The 19,408-nt window shown below is 65.5% G+C and carries 19 protein-coding genes and 1 pseudogene; 8 read left to right on the top strand and 12 right to left on the bottom strand.

The window, feature by feature from the left end:
• From VNQ78_RS04480 to glmM, 3 genes and pseudogenes are all read left to right on the top strand, one after another.
• Nucleotides 1-180: pseudogene (locus VNQ78_RS04480) on the top strand (dihydroneopterin aldolase); the annotation flags it as partial.
• Nucleotides 181-224: 44 nt separating this feature from the next.
• Nucleotides 225-1,199, top strand: coding sequence for a dihydropteroate synthase (folP, locus tag VNQ78_RS04475; protein ID WP_325687019.1), 975 nt, complete (start codon nt 225-227; stop codon nt 1,197-1,199).
• Nucleotides 1,196-2,539, top strand: a complete 1,344-nt coding sequence (gene glmM / locus VNQ78_RS04470; RefSeq protein WP_325687017.1) for a phosphoglucosamine mutase — start codon at nt 1,196-1,198, stop codon at nt 2,537-2,539. Before folP ends, glmM begins: the two co-directional genes overlap by 4 nt.
• Here the strand turns inward: glmM and VNQ78_RS04465 are convergent.
• Complete coding sequence (locus tag VNQ78_RS04465) at nt 2,536-3,678, bottom strand: FAD-dependent monooxygenase (RefSeq protein ID WP_325687015.1); 1,143 nt, start codon at nt 3,676-3,678, stop codon at nt 2,536-2,538. The two genes, glmM and VNQ78_RS04465, sit on opposite strands and share 4 nt — an antisense overlap.
• Nucleotides 3,679-3,753: 75 nt before the next feature.
• On the bottom strand, nt 3,754-4,176 hold the full coding sequence (gene dksA / locus VNQ78_RS04460) for an RNA polymerase-binding protein DksA (RefSeq protein ID WP_325687013.1): 423 nt from the start codon (nt 4,174-4,176) through the stop codon (nt 3,754-3,756).
• A 159-nt stretch (nt 4,177-4,335) separates the two neighbouring features.
• On the opposite strand from dksA, the gene VNQ78_RS04455 reads away from it, so the two are divergent.
• Together VNQ78_RS04455 and VNQ78_RS04450 are read left to right on the top strand one after the other, a co-directional pair.
• On the top strand, nt 4,336-5,175 hold the full coding sequence (locus tag VNQ78_RS04455) for a MoxR family ATPase (RefSeq protein WP_325687011.1): 840 nt from the start codon (nt 4,336-4,338) through the stop codon (nt 5,173-5,175).
• Nucleotides 5,172-5,612: a GNAT family N-acetyltransferase gene (locus tag VNQ78_RS04450; protein WP_325687009.1), complete on the top strand. Its 441-nt coding sequence runs from the start codon at nt 5,172-5,174 to the stop codon at nt 5,610-5,612. Before VNQ78_RS04455 ends, VNQ78_RS04450 begins: the two co-directional genes overlap by 4 nt.
• Nucleotides 5,613-5,663: 51 nt before the next feature.
• Here the strand turns inward: VNQ78_RS04450 and VNQ78_RS04445 are convergent, their stop codons facing one another.
• From VNQ78_RS04445 to mdh, 10 genes are all read right to left on the bottom strand, one after another.
• Entirely contained in the window at nt 5,664-6,155 is a 492-nt protein-coding gene (locus tag VNQ78_RS04445) for a lytic transglycosylase domain-containing protein (protein ID WP_325687007.1), read from the bottom strand.
• Nucleotides 6,156-6,310: 155 nt separating this feature from the next.
• Entirely contained in the window at nt 6,311-7,705 is a 1,395-nt protein-coding gene (lpdA, locus tag VNQ78_RS04440; RefSeq protein ID WP_325687005.1) for a dihydrolipoyl dehydrogenase, read from the bottom strand.
• Between the two features lie 45 nt (nt 7,706-7,750).
• Complete coding sequence (locus VNQ78_RS04435) at nt 7,751-8,143, bottom strand: MAPEG family protein (RefSeq protein ID WP_325687003.1); 393 nt, start codon at nt 8,141-8,143, stop codon at nt 7,751-7,753.
• Nucleotides 8,143-8,400: a hypothetical protein gene (locus VNQ78_RS04430; protein WP_325687001.1), complete on the bottom strand. Its 258-nt coding sequence runs from the start codon at nt 8,398-8,400 to the stop codon at nt 8,143-8,145. Before VNQ78_RS04430 ends, VNQ78_RS04435 begins: the two co-directional genes overlap by 1 nt.
• Before the next feature lie 174 nt (nt 8,401-8,574).
• Nucleotides 8,575-10,125, bottom strand: coding sequence for a 2-oxoglutarate dehydrogenase complex dihydrolipoyllysine-residue succinyltransferase (odhB, locus tag VNQ78_RS04425; RefSeq protein ID WP_325686999.1), 1,551 nt, complete (start codon nt 10,123-10,125; stop codon nt 8,575-8,577).
• A gap of 1 nt (nt 10,126) precedes the next feature.
• A complete protein-coding gene (locus VNQ78_RS04420) occupies nt 10,127-13,093 on the bottom strand; it encodes a 2-oxoglutarate dehydrogenase E1 component (protein WP_325686997.1) in 2,967 nt (988 codons plus the stop codon).
• Nucleotides 13,094-13,213: 120 nt separating this feature from the next.
• Nucleotides 13,214-13,651, bottom strand: coding sequence for a hypothetical protein (locus VNQ78_RS04415; RefSeq protein ID WP_325686995.1), 438 nt, complete (start codon nt 13,649-13,651; stop codon nt 13,214-13,216).
• A 71-nt stretch (nt 13,652-13,722) separates the two neighbouring features.
• Entirely contained in the window at nt 13,723-14,607 is an 885-nt protein-coding gene (gene sucD / locus VNQ78_RS04410; protein WP_325686993.1) for a succinate--CoA ligase subunit alpha, read from the bottom strand.
• 6 nt (nt 14,608-14,613) lie between these two features.
• Nucleotides 14,614-15,807 carry an ADP-forming succinate--CoA ligase subunit beta gene (gene sucC / locus VNQ78_RS04405; protein WP_325686991.1) on the bottom strand — a complete coding sequence of 398 codons (1,194 nt, stop codon included), beginning with the start codon at nt 15,805-15,807 and terminating at the stop codon, nt 14,614-14,616.
• Between the two features lie 248 nt (nt 15,808-16,055).
• Nucleotides 16,056-17,018, bottom strand: a complete 963-nt coding sequence (mdh, locus tag VNQ78_RS04400) for a malate dehydrogenase (protein WP_325686989.1) — start codon at nt 17,016-17,018, stop codon at nt 16,056-16,058.
• A gap of 214 nt (nt 17,019-17,232) precedes the next feature.
• Here mdh and VNQ78_RS04395 point away from each other — a divergent pair, with 214 nt between their 5' ends.
• From VNQ78_RS04395 to VNQ78_RS04385, 3 genes are all read left to right on the top strand, one after another.
• Nucleotides 17,233-17,967: a sulfite exporter TauE/SafE family protein gene (locus VNQ78_RS04395; RefSeq protein ID WP_325687021.1), complete on the top strand. Its 735-nt coding sequence runs from the start codon at nt 17,233-17,235 to the stop codon at nt 17,965-17,967.
• 79 nt (nt 17,968-18,046) lie between these two features.
• Entirely contained in the window at nt 18,047-18,886 is an 840-nt protein-coding gene (locus VNQ78_RS04390; RefSeq protein WP_325686987.1) for a CoA ester lyase, read from the top strand.
• Between the two features lie 51 nt (nt 18,887-18,937).
• The coding region (locus VNQ78_RS04385; protein WP_325686985.1) for an NnrU family protein at nt 18,938-19,408 on the top strand (471 nt) is incomplete at its 3' end.

Raw genomic sequence — 19,408 nt, 5'->3', positions numbered from 1 at the left:
GTCGTCTGGGCGCCCGCGCGGATGGCGCGCGACGTGGCGGGTCTTGCGCCCGAACCCCATGCGCTGGCCGTCTGGCTGGCCGCCCGCCTTCAGGCCGAGCGCCTCGACTGGGCCTTGCCCGAGGGCGCTGAAATGCCGGATTTGCCCGCCGGCTTCTCCATCGCCTCGGACCGGATCTGAGCTGCCGCACGCTCTGCCCTCTGGGCACAGGAAAGACCAGTTGAATGACCAAGATCTATTACCGACCGATCCCCGTGGAGCATGGGCGCTGGCGCATCGCCGGGGGCTGGGCCCGCTTCTCGCAGGTGGAAATCCTGCGTCGTGGCGTCGCGCCGCAGATCGCGGATGACGCCCCGGAGGAGGTGATGCAGGCGCTGGCGGCCCCGCGTCCCGATGTGCTGGGCCTCGCGATGGACCGGCCCCGGATCATGGGGATCGTCAACGCGACGCCGGACAGCTTTTCCGATGGCGGCACTTATGACGGCTTGGCTCAGGCAAGGCTCCTGCGGGGACAAGGGGCCGAGATGCTGGACATCGGCGGCGAATCGACCCGTCCCGGCGCGCAGGAAGTGCCCGAGGCCGAAGAGATCGGGCGCGTGGTCCCGGTGATCGCCTCGGCGCGGGAATTTGCGGCAATCTCGGTTGATACCCGCAAGGCCGGGGTGGCGCGCGCCGCCGTCGCGGCGGGGGCGGGGCTGGTCAATGATGTCTCGGGCCTCGATTTCGACCCCGGCATGGCCGAGGCGGTGGCATCCAGCGGCGCGCAGCTTTGCCTGATGCACGCGCAGGGCATCCCCGAGACGATGCAGGACAATCCGGTCTATGGCGACGTCCTGCTGGATGTCTATGACGCGCTGGACATCCGCATCGCGCGGGCCGAGGCGGCGGGAATCCCCCGCGCGCGCATCGTGATCGATCCGGGCATTGGTTTTGGCAAGACCCAAGCGCATAATCTGGCCATCCTGCGGCGGATCTCGCTGTTTCACGGGCTGGGCTGTGCGGTCTTGCTGGGCGTCTCGCGCAAGCGCTTCATCGGCGCGATCGGGAGGGCGGAACGACCGGCGGACCGGGCATCGGGCACGCTCGCCGTGACGCTGGCCGGGATCGCGCAGGGCATACAAATCCACCGCGTCCATGACGTGGAAGAAACAAGGCAGGGCCTGGCGCTATGGCAGGCCGTGACCGGAGGGGGCGAATGAGCAGGAAACTTTTCGGAACTGACGGTGTCAGGGGCCGGGCGAACAGCTATCCCATGACCGCCGAAATGGCGCTGCGCCTTGGCGCCGCTGCCGGCCGCTATTTCCGCCGCAATGGCGAGGACCGGCATCGCGTGGTGATCGGCAAGGACACGCGCCTGTCGGGCTATATGCTGGAGAACGCGCTGACCGCCGGGCTGACCAGCACCGGCATGAACGTGCTGCTGTTGGGGCCGGTGCCGACGCCGGCGGTGGGCTACCTCACGCGCTCGATGCGGGCGGATGTGGGGATCATGATCTCGGCCAGCCACAATCCGGCGGCGGATAACGGCATCAAGTTCTTCGGTCCCGACGGCTTCAAGCTGTCGGACGAGGCCGAGGCCGAGATCGAGCAGATCGTGGCCGGCGACATCGCCCCGGCCCAGCCGGCGAATATCGGGCGCGCCAAGCGCATCGATGATGGCCGCGGCCGCTATGTCGAATATGCCAAGACCACCTTCCCGGTCGGGAACCGGCTGGAAGGGCTGAAGGTCGTGGTCGATTGTGCGAATGGCGCCGCCTATCGCGCCGCGCCCGATGTGCTGTGGGAACTCGGGGCCGAAGTCATCCCGCTGGGCGTGACCCCGAACGGGCACAACATCAACGACGGCGTGGGTTCCACCCATCCCGAGGCCTGCGCGCGGGCCGTGCTGGAACATGGCGCCGACATGGGCATCAGCCTCGACGGTGATGCCGACCGGGTGATGATCGTCGACGAAAAGGGGCAGGTCGCGGATGGCGATCAGCTCATGGCGCTGCTGGCGGGACGCTGGGCGGATCAGGGCCGGCTGCGCGGCGGTGCGCTGGTGGCGACGGTGATGTCGAACCTCGGGCTTGAACGCTTCCTGCAAGGGCGCGGCCTGCGGCTGGAGCGCACCGCGGTCGGCGACCGCTATGTGGTCGAGCGGATGCGCGGTGCGGGCTTCAATCTTGGCGGCGAGCAGTCGGGCCATATCGTGATGACCGATTACGCGACGACCGGGGACGGGCTGATCGCGGCGCTGCAATTCCTGGCCGCGCTGGCCGATAGCGGGCGCAAGGCCTCGGAGCTGGTGGCGCAATTCGATCCGGTGCCGCAGCTTCTCAAGAATGTGCGCTACAAGGCCGGGGCGGACCCGCTTTCGACCGAGGCGGTCCGGGCCGAGATCGCGCGGGCCGAGGCGCGGCTCAACGGTTCGGGCCGGGTGCTGATCCGCAAATCTGGGACCGAGCCGCTGATCCGCGTCATGGCCGAGGCCGAGGACGAGACGGTCCTGCGCGAGGTGGTCGACGGCATCGTCGCCGCGGTCGAGCGCGCGGCCTAGACCGCGGCGCTCGGGTCGTAGTCGTAAAGCCAGGCAAAGCGCCCGACCAGCTGGCCGGGCGCCAGCCGCGACAGCGTCCGCAATCCGGCATGGGCCACGGCCCGGGCCGGTCCCTTCAGGTGATAGTTCCGGGCATTGCCATTCGCCGCCTTGACGATCCGAAGGCAGCGCGGGTGCCGCAGCGCCTGAAAATGCGCCAGCGCCTCCGGCAACGCGCGACCCGAGGCGAGGCAGGCCGCGAGGATCCAGGCATCCTCGATCGCCATGACCGCGCCCTGCGCCATGAAGGGCAGGGTCGGATGCGCCGCATCCCCGATCAGCGCGACGGCGGGTCCGTCGCCCAGGGCGCGATACCAGTGCTGCGCGACCGGGTGGCGGAACAGGCCCCAGAGCGAGACATCCTCGGCCCGCGCCAGCCATTCCGGCACCGGCCCGCCAAAGCGCGCGAAGGCGGCCCGCAGGTCATTGGGATCGCCGGGCTGCGACCAGCCCTCATCCTGCCAGTCGGGACGCTCAAGCACCGCGACGATATTGCGCAGCCCTCCGGCCAGCGGATAGCTGACGAGATGCCGTTCCGGGCCCATGAAGACCTGCACCTTGGTCTCGGCGCCGGGTTCGAGGGGAATCAGCGCCCGCCACGCGCTCTGGCGGGTGAAGAAGGGCGTCTCGGGCCCGTTCAACAGGGGGCGGATGCGGCTTTTCACCCCGTCCGCGCCGATCACCAGTCCGCAATCGCCCGGCAGGGTCGAGACCTCTTGCCCGAGTTCGATGGTGGCCCCGGCTTCGCGGGCGGCGTCAACCAGCATGTCGACCAGACGGGCGCGATGGACGACGCGAAAGCGGCCTCCGGGCCGGTATCGCGCGAAATCGACCTGCGCCACCGCAGCACCCGAGGCGTCGCGAAGCTCGACCCGTTCGGTCGGCAGCGACAGCCCCCGGAAGCGGTTCCCGAGGCCGAGCCGGTCAAGCACGGAAAGAGCATTGGGGGAAATCTGCAGGCCCGCGCCAACCTCGCGCAGCGCATCCGCACGTTCGAGGACACGGACCGGGAAGCCAGCCTGCGCCAGCGCACAGGCGGCGGTCAGGCCTGCGACACCTGCACCCACAATCGTGATGGGAAAGGTTTGCGGACTGGCCATGTCCTTGTCCTTGAAAACAAAAAAGCCGCCCTCCGGCGGCGCGCGGCACCGCCGGTCAATGGGGGTGCAGAGCGATCAATCGTCGCGGTAGACGCGTTCCTTGCGCTCGTGCTTCTCTTGCGCTTCCAGCGTCATCGTCGCGGTTGGCCGCGCGTCGAGGCGCTTGAGGCTGATCGGCTCGCCGGTTTTTTCGCAATAGCCGTATTCACCCGTCTCGATCCGGCGCAAGGCCGAGTCGATCTTGCTGACCAGCTTGCGCTGGCGGTCGCGGGTGCGCAGTTCCAGCGCGCGGTCGGTCTCCTCCGAGGCGCGGTCGGCAAGATCGGGCACGTTGCGTGCGCTTTCCTGCAATCCTTCGAGCGTTTCGGCGGACTGGTCCAGCAGCTCCTGCTTCCAGGCGATCAGCTTGCGGCGGAAATACTCAAGCTGCCGCTCGTTCATGAAAGGTTCGTCTTCGGCGGGTCGATAATCTTCGGGCAGAAAAGTCTGGGCTTTCATCTTTCCTCCGGGAGCGGGTCCTGCATGCCCGCACCTTGCGGCCCCCATAAAGTATGGTGCCGGGTTTGTCACTAGCCCTTTCCGGCATGGCGGGATGCTGCGCTTGCACGGACACGCCCTGCCGCGTAGCCTCGCGCGGAATGCGCAAAGGACGGGCGGATGCAGTTTTCCTCGACAGAAACCTATGTGGCTCCGGCCGATCTGACGGTCGCGGTCAATGCCGCGATCACGCTGGAGCGGCCGCTTCTGGTCAAGGGCGAGCCGGGCACCGGCAAGACCGAGCTGGCGCGGCAGGTCGCAGCGAGCCTTGGCCTGCCGATCATCGAATGGAACGTGAAATCAACGACCCGCGCCCAGCAGGGGCTTTACGAATATGACGCGGTCTCGCGCCTGCGCGACAGCCAGCTTGGCGATGCGCGCGTGCATGAGATCGGCAATTACATCCGCAAGGGCAAGCTGTGGCAGGCCTTCGAGGCGCCCGAAAAGATCGTCCTGCTGATCGACGAGATCGACAAGGCGGATATCGAGTTTCCGAACGACCTGCTGCAGGAACTCGACCGGATGGAGTTCCATGTCTACGAGACGGGCGAGACGATCCGGGCGCGGCATCGCCCCATTGTGATCATCACCTCGAACAACGAGAAGGAATTGCCGGACGCCTTCCTGCGCCGCTGCTTCTTCCATTACATCCGTTTTCCCGATGCCGAGACGCTGAAGCGAATCGTCGATGTGCATTATCCGGGGCTGAAATCGCGCCTGCTGGACGAGGCGCTGAACCAGTTCCTTGAACTGCGCGAGGTGCAGGGGCTAAGGAAGAAGCCCTCGACCAGCGAATTGCTGGACTGGCTGAAGCTGATCCTGGCCGAGGATCTTTCGCCCGAGGATCTGAAGCGTCCCGCGGGCGAGATGCTGCCGAAGCTGCATGGCGCGCTGCTGAAGAACGAGCAGGACGTGGCGCTGTTCGAGCGGCTGGCCTTCATGGCGCGGCGGCAGCGATGATCCGCGAACTTCGCGCGGCGGACCGCGCCGGCTGGCAGGCGCTTTATCGCGGCTATCAGGCCTTCTACGGATTCCACGACCGGCCCGAGGCTTTCTATGACAGCGCCTTTGCCCGGCTGCTTTCGGGCGAGGCGCGGGATTTCCACGGGTTTGTCGCGGAAAAGGACGGCGCGCTGCTGGGCCTCGTCCATTACGTCTTTCACCCGAACCTGTGGCGCAAGGAGGGGGTCTGCTATCTTCAGGATCTGTTTACCGCGCCCGAGGCGCGGGGAACGGGTCTCGGCCGCGCGCTGATCGAGGCGGTCTATGACGAGGCCGACCGCGCGGGCGTCCCAAATGTCTATTGGCTGACGGCCGAGGACAATTACGCGGGCCGGATGCTTTATGATCGCGTCGGGGCGAAGTCGCCCTTCATCCGCTACAACCGCAAGCTCTGAACCGAAAAGGCGGCCCGCAAGGACCGCCCATCTTTCATGCTGCCGGGTTCGTCAGCGCAGGCCCGTCTCTTCCAGCAGGCCCTTTTTCTTGGCCTCGTAATAATAGCCGCGCGAATACCATTTCACCGCCGCATCCTGATTGCCGCCGGCAACCATGTAAGCGCCACGAAGGTATTTCACCCCGTATTTCAGGTTGGTTTCCGCATCCAGCAGGCCGTTTGCCGAACCCTGATAGCCCATGCCGCGCGCGGTGGCGGGCAGGATCTGCATCAGCCCGTAATAGGGGCCATTGCGGGCGCCGGGACGGTGATGCGATTCCCGGATGATGACGCGATGCACCAGTTCGACGGGAACCTGATACTCGGCCGAATACTTGTTGATGAGGCTGCGCAGCTCCGGCGTCTCATTGGCGTGGAGCCGCATCTGGGCTTGGGAGGCACGCGGTTCGACCAGATAGCGGCGATCGGGATCGACCGAGTTGTCCCCGCACGCGCCCAGTGTGAACAGCCCACCCAGCACAAGCAGACGGATCAAGGTTTTCATGGTTGCCCCTCGATTTTCGTTGGCTGGACTTTAGCCAAGGGTTCCCATGCGGCGAAATCATAAGATAAGGGCCGCCCTGTCCAGAGCGGCCCTTCGGCGGATTACCGCCGCCGTTTTCTGACGGTTCCGGTGAATTTTCGCCGATCAGACGCCGATCAGACGTGGATCGCGCCGCTGCCGCAGGCCAGCGCCGCCTCGCGCACGGCTTCCGAGCAGGTCGGATGCGCGTGGCAGGTCAGCGCGATGTCCTGCGCCGAGGCGCCGAATTCCATCGCGACGCAGACCTCGTGGATCATCTCGCCCGCGCTCGGGCCGATGATGTGGCAGCCCAGAACGCGGTCGGTCTCGGCGTCCACGATCATCTTGACGAAGCCCTCGGCCTGGAACAGCGCCTTGGCACGGGCATTGCCCATGAAGGGGAACTTGCCGACCTTGATCTTGCGGCCGGTTTCCTTGGCTGCTTCCTCGGTCAGGCCGACCGAGGCGACTTCCGGGGTGGTGTAGATCACGCCGGGGATGACCGCATAGTTCACGTGGCCATGCTTGCCCGCGACGACTTCGGCGACGGCCATGCCCTCGTCCTCGGCCTTGTGGGCCAGCATCGGGCCGGGAACCGCGTCGCCGATGGCATAGATGCCGGGGATCGAGGTCTGCCAGTGGTCATTGATCTTGACGAAGCCGCGATCGGTCAGCTCGACCCCCAGCTTGTCGAGGCCGAGGCCCGCGACATAGGGACGGCGGCCGGTCGCGACGAGGACGGTCTCGGCCTCGATCACATGCTCGCTGTCATCCTTGCGCAGCTTGTAGGTGACTTTCGCGGTGCCATTGTCGACCGAGGTGCCCGAGACGGCGGCGCCGAGGACGAATTTCATCCCCTGCTTGCTCAGGATCTTCTGGAACTGCTTTTGCACCTCGCCGTCCATGCCGGGGGTGATCGCGTCGAGGAACTCAACCACGGTGACTTCCGCACCAAGGCGGGCATAGACCGAGCCAAGCTCAAGCCCGATGACGCCCGCGCCGATCACGACCATGCTTTTCGGGATATTCGGCAGCGCCAGCGCGCCGGTCGAATCGACGACGGTGCCGGCGGCATTGTCGACCTCGACGCCCTTCAGGCTGGACGGCTCCGAACCCGAGGCGATGACGATGTTCTTGGTCTCATAGGTGGTGTCGCCGACCTTGACCTTGCCCGCCGCCTCGATCTCGGCCCAGCCCTTGATCCAGTCGATCTTGTTCTTCTTGAACAGGAACTCGATGCCCTTGGTATTGCCGGCGACGGTTTCGGCCTTGTAGCTTTGCATCTGCGCCCAGTCGACGTCGACATGCGCGTTCATCAGGCCCATCTTGGCGAAGTTGTCATGCGTCTCGTGCAGCATGTGGCTTGCATGCAGCAGCGCCTTGGAGGGGATGCAGCCGACGTTCAGGCAGGTTCCGCCCAGCGTTTCGCGCCCCTCGACACAGGCGACCTTCAGCCCAAGCTGGGCGGCACGGATGGCGCAGACATAGCCGCCGGGGCCTGCCCCGATCACGATCAGGTCATAGGTGGACATTCAGGTCTCCTTGCATCTCCGGCGTCGTTGGGGCGCCGGCTCGGTTCATGTGAATAGGCTGGTGACGATCATCACCATGGTTGCGAGAAAGCCGACAGCCCAGATGGCCGATCGCCATGGCGACCAGCCCAGGGCATAGGCAGGAATGTAAAGCAGCCGCGCCAGCAGATAGAGCCAGGCGCAGAGCGCGGTGACGAGGCTGTCCGTATCGGTGACCGTGACCAGCAGCACCGCGATGGTGAAGAGGATCAGCCCCTCGAAATGATTGTCGACCGCGCGACGCAGCCGGCCGGTCAGCGGCGAAAATTCCGGCTGGGTGTCGCGCGGGCTGGTGTTCCACTCGACCCCGGCATCGCGGTTCATCGAGGCGGCGGCAAGTCCGATCTGGACCGCCTGAAGCACCGCCGCCAGCGCAAGCGCCGTGGTCTCGGCGCTCATCAAGCGGTCTCCAGGAAGTGGTATTCGGTCGAGAGCACGCCGGCCTGACTGTTGAAGACCCCGGCCGCGCCGTCGAGATAGGCCTTTGCTTTCGCCGCGTCGGCGATCTGGTAAAGCGCCCAGGCCTGCGAGCCGGATTCGCGCCACAATTGCAGCAGCGACAATCCATTCTGGCCGCGATCCTCGGCATCATTGTCGAACTGGGTTCTGAAACGGTCGTAATCGGCGACATGGTAACGGGCGATCATCTGGGTCATGGCTTACTCCTCGGTTTTCGGCCGATGCCCGGTGAGCCGGATCAGCCGTCACGCATCAACGGGATCAGTCCGGAAAGAGTTGCGCTGCCCCGTGAAAGGGCCGCGCGCCTTGGGTGTCGCCCGGCACGAGGCAGGGCGGACGGGGGGCGGCAAGGGCCACCCCCGATCGAGGGATCAGAGATCCATCAGCAGGCGGCGGGGATCTTCCAGCGCTTCCTTGACGCGCACGAGGAAGGTCACGGCGCCCTTGCCGTCGACGATGCGGTGATCGTAGCTCAGCGCAAGATACATCATCGGGCGGATGACGATCTGGCCGTTCACGACGACCGGACGCTCCTGGATCTTGTGCATCCCGAGGATACCCGATTGCGGCGGGTTCAGGATCGGCGAGGACATGAGCGAGCCGTAGACGCCGCCGTTCGAGATGGTGAAGGTGCCGCCCTGCATCTCTGCCATGGTCAGCTTGCCGTCACGGCCCTTCGTGCCAAGCTCGGCGATTTCCTTCTCGATCTGGGCGAAGCTCTTCTGGTCGGCATCGCGCACGACCGGAACGACCAGACCGTTCGGGGTGCCGACGGCGACGCCCATATGGACGAAGTGCTTGTAGACCACGTCGCCGCCGTCGATCTCGGCATTGACCTCGGGGACTTCCTTCAGCGCATGGACGCAGGCCTTCACGAAGAAGGACATGAAGCCGAGCTTCACCTTGTGCTTCTTCTCGAACTGATCCTTGTAGGTGCTGCGCAGGTCCATGACGCCCGACATATCCACCTCGTTATAGGTGGTCAGCATGGCGGCAGTGTTCTGCGCGTCCTTCAGGCGGCGGGCGATGGTCGCGCGCAGGCGGGTCATCTTGACGCGCTCCTCGCGGGCGGCGTCCTGGGCCGAGGAGGGGGCGCGCGGCGCGGCTGCTGGGGCGGGCGCGACCGAAGGGGCGGGGGCCGAGCCGGCGCGGGCCACGTCTTCCTTCATCACGCGGCCATCGCGGCCGGTGCCGGTGACGGCATCGCGCGAGATGCCGGCTTCGGCCATGGCCTTCTTGGCCGAGGGCGCGTCCTCGACATCCTTGCGGCTGGTCACGGTCTCGGGACCGGCGCCGGGCGACTGGACGGCCGCGGCCTTCTTGGCCTCCGGCTCGGATTTCGCGGCCGGAGCGATGCTGCCCGCGGCGCCTTCGGTGATGATGGCGAGCCGTGCGCTGGCATCGACGGTCGCGCCTTCTTCGGCCAGGATCTCGGCCAGAACGCCCGCAGCCGGGGCCGGAACCTCGACCGAGACCTTGTCGGTTTCCAGCTCGCACAGCATCTCATCCTGCGCGACGGCATCACCGACCTTCTTGAACCAGGTCGCCACGGTGGCTTCGGTGACGCTCTCGCCCAGGGTGGGTACCATTACGTCAACGGATTTTCCGCTCATCTTCTTCTGTCCTTCCTGGGGCTTGATGCCCGTTTCTGCCTTGGGCAACATTTCCTCGGGGCCGGCATTGCCGACCTCCAAAATCTGGGCGAGCAGGGCGTTCGGCGTGACCGTCTCGCCCTCGGCGGCGATGATCTCGCCCAGCTTTCCGGCGACGGGTGACGGGACTTCGACCGTCACCTTGTCGGTTTCCAGCTCGCACAGCATCTCGTCCACGGCGACCGCGTCGCCCGGTTTCTTGAACCAGGTGGCGACGGTCGCTTCGGATACCGATTCCCCAAGCGTGGGGACGCGCAGTTCGACTGCCATGTCACTCCCCGATGGTGATGGCTTCGTTCACGAGGGCTTCCTGCTCGGCCTTGTGGCGCGAGGCGAGACCCGTCGCGGGCGAAGCCGAGGCGGCGCGACCGACATAGCGGGCGCGGCCGTGCTTGGCGCCGATCCGCGACAGAACCCATTCGATGTTCGGCTCAACAAAGGTCCAGCCGCCCATGTTCTTGGGCTCTTCCTGACACCAGATGATCTCGGCATCCTTGAACCGTTCCAGTTCCTTCGACATAGCCTGCGCCGGGAAGGGATAGAACTGCTCAAGCCGCAGCAGGTAGACATCGTCGGCCCCGGCGGCATCGCGCGCGGCCAAGAGGTCGTAATAGACCTTGCCGGACGAGATCACGACGCGGCGGATCTGGCTGTCGGGCTTCAGCTCCAGCTTCGAGTTCCCGCGCTCGGCATCGTCCCACAGCACGCGATGGAAGGTCGAACCGGTCTGGAAATCCTCGGCGGTCGAGACGGCCATCGGGTGACGCAGCAGCGATTTCGGCGTCATCAGGATCAGCGGCTTGCGGAACGGACGCTTCAGCTGACGGCGCAGGATGTGGAAATAGTTCGCCGGGGTCGTGCAGTTCGCGACGATCCAGTTGTCCTCTGCCGACATCTGCAGCCAGCGCTCAAGCCGGGCCGAGCTGTGCTCGGGGCCCTGGCCTTCGTAGCCATGCGGCATCAGCACGACGAGGCCCGACATGCGCAGCCATTTCTTCTCGCCCGAGTTGATGAACTGGTCGAACATGATCTGCGCGCCGTTGGCGAAGTCGCCGAACTGGGCTTCCCACAGGGTCAGCGCGTTCGGCTCGGCCAGCGAATAGCCGTATTCGAAGCCGAGGACCGCATATTCCGACAGCATCGAGTCGATCACCTCGTAGCGCTGCTGCCCGCCCCGGATGTGGTTCAGCGGGTAGTAACGCTCTTCGGTGGTCTGGTCGACGATGCCCGAATGGCGCTGCGAGAAGGTGCCGCGGGTCGAATCCTGCCCCGCGAGGCGGACCGGATGCCCTTCGACCAGCAGCGAGCCATAGGCCAGCGCCTCGCCGGTCGCCCAGTCGAAGCCCTTGCCGGTCTCGAACATCTGCTTCTTCGCGTCGAGGAGGCGGCCCACGGTCTTGTGCAGGTCGAACCCGTCCGGCACGCGGGTCAGCGCGGTGCCGATCTCGGTGAAGGTCTCCACTTCGATGCCGGTCGAGCCGGCGTTGTAATCGGCGCCCTCGGCCTCAAGCCCGGACCACTTGCCGTCCAGCCAATCGGCCTTGTTCGGCTTGAAGTTCTTGCCGACCTCGAACTCTTCGTTCAGATGCGCCTGGAACGCGGCCTTCATCTCCTCGATCTCGCCTTCCGGCACGAGGCCGTCGGCGACGAGGCGGTCGGTATAGAGTTGCAGCGTGGTCTTGTGGCCCTTGATGTTCTTGTACATCTGCGGGTTGGTGAACATCGGCTCGTCGCCTTCGTTGTGACCGAAGCGGCGATAGCAGATGATGTCCAGAACCACGTCCTTGTGGAACTTCTGGCGGAATTCGGTCGCGACGCGCGCGGCATGGACCACGGCCTCGGGATCGTCACCGTTCACGTGGAAGATCGGGGCTTCGACCATCAGCGCGATGTCGGTGCAATAGGGCGAGGTGCGCGAGAAATGCGGCGCGGTCGTGAAGCCGATCTGGTTGTTCACGACAATATGGATCGTGCCGCCGGTGCGGTGGCCACGGATGCCCGAAAGCTGGAAGCATTCCGCAACGATGCCCTGACCCGCGAATGCCGCGTCGCCATGCAGCAGGATCGGCAGCACCGCTTCGCGATAGGTCTGGTCGGAAAGCTGGTCCTGCTTGGCGCGGACCTTGCCCAGCACCACCGGGTTCACGGCTTCCAGGTGCGAGGGGTTCGCGGTCAGGGACAGGTGCACGGTGTTTTCGTCGAAGGTGCGGTCCGACGAGGCGCCGAGGTGGTATTTCACGTCGCCCGAGCCGTCCACGTCATCGGGCTTGTAGCTGCCGCCCTGGAATTCGTGGAAGATCGCGCGATAGGGCTTGTTCATCACGTTGGCCAGCACCGACAGGCGGCCGCGGTGGGGCATGCCGATCACGACGTCCTTCACGCCAAGCGCGCCGCCGCGCTTGATGATCTGCTCCATCGCCGGGATCAGCGCCTCGCCGCCGTCAAGGCCGAAGCGCTTGGTGCCCATGTATTTCACATGCAGGAACTTCTCGAAGCCCTCGGCCTCGACCAGCTTGTTCAGGATGGCGCGGCGGCCTTCGCGGGTGAAGGCGATTTCCTTGCCATAGCCCTCGATCCGCTCTTTCAGCCATGCGGCTTCCTCGGGGTTCGAGATATGCATGAACTGGATCGCGAACGTGCCGCAATAGGTGCGCTGCATCAGGTCGACGATCTGGCGGATCGTGGCGACCTGCAGGCCCAGCACGTTGTCGATGAAGATCGGGCGGTCCAGATCCGCGGCAGTGAAGCCGTAGGTCTCGGGCTTCAGCTCGCCATGGTCGGGAACCTCGCGCATGCCAAGCGGATCAAGGTCGGCGTGCAGGTGGCCACGGATGCGGAAGGCGCGGATCAGCATGATGGCGCGGATGCTGTCCAGCACGGCGCGCTTCAGCTGGTCGTCCGAAAGCTGGACGCCCTTTTCCCCGGCCTTCGCCGCGATCTTGTCCAGCGCCGCCTTGGCCTCGGCCTTGGGCAGCATCGGCCATTCGCCGGTCAGCGCCGAGGTCACCTCGTCGCTGGGTGCCGGCGGCCAGTCGGCGCGGCGCCAGCTTGCGCCCTGCGCTTCGCGGGTGACGGTCGTTTCCTCATCGCCGAGACTGCGGAAGAATGCGTCCCAGGCGGCGTCGACGGCAGCCGGGTCTTTCGCCCACTGCCCGTAGAGCTGCTCGACATAGACCGCGTTCTGGCCCTGCAGGAAGCTGGAATCGTGGAAGGTTGCGTTTGGGGATTGATCGTTCATTTCTGATCGTCCAGTTGCTTGCCGTCGCGCTCAGGCGGCTGGTGAAGTTGCAGGGCTTCGGCATGCGCCGTCTTCTGCTGGTCTGCGGGTCGTACATGTCCGAACATCGTGTCGCTCGGTTCACGCACAGATGATGTCGATTTTGGCTGCACCCGGATCGTCATGGGGGGCATCCAGCGGCAGCCGCACGATCTGTGCGACGGCCCGGCGTTCCAGTCCGCACAATGCCCGCGCGGCCTGCTGTTCGGCCCCCGCAGGCGCATGGGCCGGGTGATAGATCAGACGCCAGCCGGCATCGTTGCGGTTGACCGTCCGCACCGACTGCGCCGGCAGGCCGGTGGACTGGTGCAGGTTGGTTCGGGCAGGCACGCCGCCGGGCAGGATGTCCTCGGTCGGTGCGCGACCGCAGCCGGAACTCAGCGTCAGCAGCAGCGCCCCGGCCAGCGGCAATGCGCAGAGGCGCGACTGGGTGCTGCGCGGATCAAGGATGCCGCCGAACCCCTGTCGAGGGGCGGCGTGCATGTCAGCCTTGATCGCGTTGCGGTCCAATCCATCCACCTGCGGCGGTTCCGGTGAAGCCCCCTAAAGGTAGGGAGGGGCTCCACCTAAGTCAAAAGTCTTACGTTACGTTACCGGCCAAGGGCCTTCAGAACGGCTTCGCCCAGACCGGCGGGGCTGTCGGCGACGATGATCCCGGCCGATTTCATGGCCTCGATCTTCGATTCCGCGTCACCCTTGCCACCGGCGACGATCGCCCCGGCATGGCCCATGCGACGGCCCTTCGGCGCGGTGCGGCCCGCGATGAAGCCGGCGGTCGGCTTCCAGCGGCCCTTGCGCTTCTGCTCGGCCAGGAACTCGGCCGCTTCTTCCTCGGCCGAACCGCCGATCTCGCCGATCATGATGATCGACTCCGTCTCCGGGTCGTCGAGGAACATGCGCAGCACGTCGATATGCTCCATGCCCTTGATCGGGTCGCCGCCGATGCCGACAGCCGAGGACTGGCCGAGGCCCACATCCGAGGTCTGTTTCACCGCTTCATAGGTCAGCGTGCCCGAGCGCGAGACGACGCCCACCGAGCCGCGCTTGAAGATCGAGCCCGGCATGATGCCGATCTTGCACTCGTCCGGGGTCATGATGCCCGGGCAGTTCGGACCGATCAGCAGCGAGTTCGAGCCTTGCAGGGCACGTTTTACGCGCATCATGTCCAGAACCGGGATGCCCTCGGTGATCGCGACGATCAGCGGGATCTCGGCGTCGATGGCTTCCAGGATCGAGTCCGCGGCGAAGGGCGGCGGGACATAGATCGCGGTCGCGTTGGCGCCGGTTTTCGCCACGGCCTCGTGGACCGAGTTGTAGACCGGCAGGCCCAGATGCTCGGAACCGCCTTTGCCGGGGGTCACGCCGCCGACCATCTTGGTGCCGTAGGCGATCGCCTGTTCGGTGTGGAACGTCCCCTGCGAGCCGGTGATGCCCTGGCAGATGACTTTGGTGTCTTTGTTAACGAGAACGGCCATGGAAAATTACCCCTTCACCGCTTTGACAATTTTCTGGGCGGCGTCCGACAGGTCGTCGGCGGCGATCACGTTCAGGCCGGATTTGGAGATGATCTCCTTGCCCAGCTCGACATTGGTGCCTTCCAGACGAACGACCAGCGGAACCTGCAGGCCGACTTCCTTCACGGCGGCGATGATGCCTTCCGCGATGATGTCGCAGCGCATGATGCCGCCGAAGATGTTCACGAGGATGCCTTTGACGTTCTGATCCGAAGTGATGATCTTGAACGCCTCGGTCACTTTCTCTTTCGTGGCGCCACCGCCGACGTCGAGGAAGTTGGCCGGCTCGGCGCCGAACAGCTTGATGATGTCCATGGTCGCCATGGCAAGGCCAGCGCCGTTCACCATGCAGCCGATCTCGCCGTCGAGCGCGATGTAGTTCAGGTCGAACTTCGAGGCGGCCAGTTCTTTCGGGTCTTCCTCGGTCTCGTCACGCAGCGCGAGGATGTCGGGCTGGCGGTAGAGCGCGTTGTTGTCGAAGCCCATCTTGGCGTCGAGGCACTTGAGGTCGCCCTTGTCGGTGACGATCAGCGGGTTGATCTCCAGCATCTCCATGTCTTTTTCGATGAACATGCGATACAGGTTCTTGACCAGCGCCACGCATTGCTTGACCTGAGCGCCGCTCAGACCCAGCGCGAAGGCGACGCGGCGGCCGTGGAAATCCGACAGGCCCGAAGCCGGGTCAACGCTGAAGCTGACGATCTTCTCGGGGGTGTTGGCCGCGACTTCCTCGATGTCCATGCCGCCCTCGGTCGAGGCGACGAACGACACGCGCGAGGTCTGGCGGTCGACCAGCAGCGCGAGATACAGCTCGCGCTCGATGTCCGAGCCGTCTTCGATATAGATGCGGTTGACCTGCTTGCCAGTCTCGCCGGTCTGGTGCGTGACCAGCGTGCGGCCCAGCATCTGGCGGGTCAGTTCCTCGGCTTCTTCAACCGACTTGGCCAGGCGGACGCCGCCCTTTTCGCCAGCTTCGGCTTCCTTGAAGTGGCCCTTGCCGCGACCGCCGGCATGGATCTGGGCCTTGACGACCCAGAGCGGCCCGTCGAGTTCGCCGGCGGCGGATTTGGCTTCGTCAGCCTTCATCACCACGCGGCCGTCGGAAACCGGTGCGCCGTATTGGCGCAGCAGCGCCTTGGCCTGGTATTCATGGATGTTCATGCTACTTCCCCGCAATTATCGGTTGCCGGGCTTCTGGCATATCCGCGACGCGCTCTAAAGGGATTAGGCAGTCGGGAGAGGTAAAATCCGCTTGTTTGGCCGGTTTGTGATCACACTCATTCGGGCTGTGATCGCAAATTTTCGGGCTGTTAACGCAAGCACGTCCCAGAGCGAGTCTTTCCCGCAGAAAAAGAAAGATCCCGCGGCGTGAACCGCGGGATCCGTCATTCGTTCATTCGCAGGTGCGATCAGGCGAGCGAGCCGTCGATTCCCTTGCAGGCCGCGACGAGACCCTTCACCGCGTCGACCGACTTGTCGAACATCGCCTGCTCGTCCTTGTCGAGCTTGATGTCGATGACCTTCTCGATGCCGTTCGCGCCGATCACGGTCGGGACGCCGACATAAAGGCCGTTCAGGCCGTAGGGGCCGTCAACGTAAGCCGCGCAGGGCAGCACGCGCTTCTGGTCCTTGAGGTAGGCTTCCGCCATTTCGATGGCCGAGGTCGCCGGGGCGTAGAAGGCCGAGCCGGTTTTCAGCAGGCCGACGATCTCGGCGCCGCCGTCGCGGGTGCGCTGGACGATCGCATCCAGTTTCTCCTGCGTGGTCCAGCCCATCTTGACCAGGTCGGGCAGCGGGATGCCGGCGACAGTCGAATAGCGGGCCAGCGGGACCATGGTGTCGCCATGGCCGCCCAGCACGAAGGCGGTGACGTCGCGCATCGAGACGCCGAATTCCAGCGACAGGAAGTGGCGGAAGCGCGCCGAGTCGAGCACGCCGGCCATGCCGACGACTTTCTCATGCGGCAGGCCCGAGAATTCGCGCAGCGCCCAGACCATCGCGTCGAGCGGGTTGGTGATGCAGATCACGAAGGCGTTCGGAGCGTGCTTGGCAATGCCTTCGCCGACCGATTTCATCACCTTGAGGTTGATGCCCAGCAGATCGTCGCGCGACATGCCCGGCTTCCGCGGAACGCCGGCCGTCACGATGCAGACGTCAGCGCCGGCGATGTCGGCATAGTCGTTGGCGCCTTTCATCACGGCGTCGAAGCCCTCGGACGGGCCCGATTGCGCGATGTCGAGGGCCTTGCCCTGGGGGGTGCCTTCGGCGATGTCGAACAGGACGACGTCGCCCAGTTCCTTCATCGCGGCCAGGTGCGCCAGCGTGCCGCCGATCTGTCCTGCGCCGATAAGTGCGATCTTGGGTCGGGCCATGATTAACCTCCGATTTCCATGATAGGTTCGCGCGGTGGCGTATTCCCCTTGGATGGGAATCGCAAGCCTCGGCCCACCTCTCCAGCCGATTTTCGCTGCGGCGCGGCTAGAGGAGCGGCCGCATTTCATGCAGTTAGCGTTAGCACCCCGAGCGATTGCAAAGCGCCCGGTCATGTCCTAGTCGGGACGGGCAGTGCAAGGAGCGATCGTGGGACTGGATCTCTGGGGCTGGAGCTTGGGAATTGTCGCGGCCTTCGCGATCGGTCTGGCCAAGGGCGGGCTTGCGATGGTGGGGGTGATCTCGGTCCCGCTGATGTCGCTGGTCATGTCGCCGGTGCAGGCGGCGGGGATCCTGCTGCCGGTCTATATCGCCTCGGATATCGGCGGGCTGATCGCGTTTCGCCGCAATTTCGACCGAAGGGTGCTGGCGACCCTGCTGCCCGGCGCCATGCTCGGCATCGGTCTTGGCTGGGCCACGGCCCATGTGGTGAACGAGCGCTGGGTCACGCTGATCGTCGGCATCATCGGCTTTGTTTTCGCCCTCAACGCGCTGCTGCGGCGTGGACGGCCACCCACTGCGCGTTTCCCGAGGATGGCTGCCGGCTCGTTCTGGGGCGTCCTGTCGGGCTATACCAGCTTCGTCTCGCATTCGGGGGCGCCGCCCTATCAGGTCTATACCCAACCCCTGCGGCTGGAGCCGATGATCTTCGCCGGCACCACGACGATCTTCTTTGCGATCTGCAATGCGGTGAAGCTGGTGCCCTATGCTTTCCTCGGCCAGCTGTCGCCCCATAACCTCTCGATCGCGCTGGCGCTGATGGTTCCGGCCGTGCTGGGCGTGGTCTGCGGCCTCTGGATCCTGCGGCGGATGCCCTCGACGATCTTCTATGGCTTCATCACCTGGGCGCTCGCGCTGGTCTCGGCCCGCCTGATCTGGAGTGCGCTCTGACGCCGCACTGCGGCAAAGAATGCTTGCGATTCGTTCCGCTTCCATGCAGCGTTCGCCCGGAATTTCCAGTGAGGCCCGCATGACCCGACCTTACCGCTCCGTTCTCTATATCCCCGCGTCGAATGCGCGCGCGATGGAAAAGGCCCAGTCGCTCGGCGCCGATGCGATCATCTTCGACCTCGAGGATGCGGTCGCGCCCGCCGAAAAGGTGCCGGCGCGCGACCTGCTCACGCAGGCGCTGCTGGCCGATTATGGCGGGCGGGCGCGGATCGTGCGGATGAACGGCCTCGACACCGAATGGGGCGAGGGGGATGCCCGCGCCTTCGCGCAGGGGGCGGATGCGCTGCTGATCCCCAAGGTCAGCCGTTCGACCGATGTGGACCGGGTCGCCGACCTCGTGCCCGAAACGCCGCTCTGGGCGATGATGGAGACGGCGGAGGGGATGCTCAACGCCGCCGAGATCGCGGCCCATCCCCGGATCCGCGGCATGGTCATGGGCACGAACGACCTCGCGAAAGAGCTGAACGCGCGCTTCACGCCGGACCGGCTGCCGATGATGGCGGGGCTGGGCCTTTGCCTTCTGGCGGCGCGCGCGCATGGCCTCGTGATCATCGACGGCGTCTTCAACGCCTTCAGGGACGAGGAGGGCTTGCGCGCCGAATGCGAACAGGGCCGCGACATGGGCTTTGACGGCAAGACGCTGATCCACCCCGCGCAGCTTGCCATCGCGAACGAGGTCTTCGCCCCCTCCGAGGCGGAGCTGGACCTCGCCCGGCGCCAGATCGGCGCCTTTGACGAGGCGAAGGCCCAGGGCCGGGGCGTTGCCGTGGTGGACGGCCGGATCGTCGAAAACCTGCATGTCGTCACCGCACGGGCCATGCTGGCGCGTGCCGAAGCGATTGCCAGACTGGCCGGCTAGGTCCAACCTGCCCCTGCCACACATAAGCATCGAGCAAAGGAAACCAGCCAGATGTTGATCCTGATCCTCGGAGTCGCGCTCTGGTGGGGCGCACATCTCTTCAAACGCCTCGCACCGACGGCGCGGGCGGGTCTCGGCGAGGCGGGCAAGGGCGCGGTCGCGGGCGCGCTGATCGTCTCTGTCCTCCTGATGATCATCGGCTACCGGATGACCGACGGCCCCTATTGGTGGGGCGCCTCGGCCCCGCTCAAGGGGATCAACAACCTGCTGGTCCTCGCAGCCTTCTATCTTTTCGCCGCCGCCGGGATGAAGACCCGCGTGACCGCGCATCTGCGCCACCCGCAACTGACGGGCTTCTCGCTCTGGGCCGTCGCGCATCTTCTGGTCAATGGCGACCTGCCAAGTTTCATCCTGTTCGGCGGATTGCTTGCCTGGGCATTGGCCGAGATGGTCGCGATCAATCGCGCCCAGCCCGACTGGACCCCACCGGCCGGCCCCTTCTCGGTGCGCAAGGAAATCATG

Source organism: Paracoccus sp. (in: a-proteobacteria), from assembly GCF_035556475.1.
Lineage (GTDB): Bacteria > Pseudomonadota > Alphaproteobacteria > Rhodobacterales > Rhodobacteraceae > Paracoccus.
Note: the sequence above shows the minus strand (reverse complement) of the source record. Positions and strands in the feature narration are given on the sequence as shown.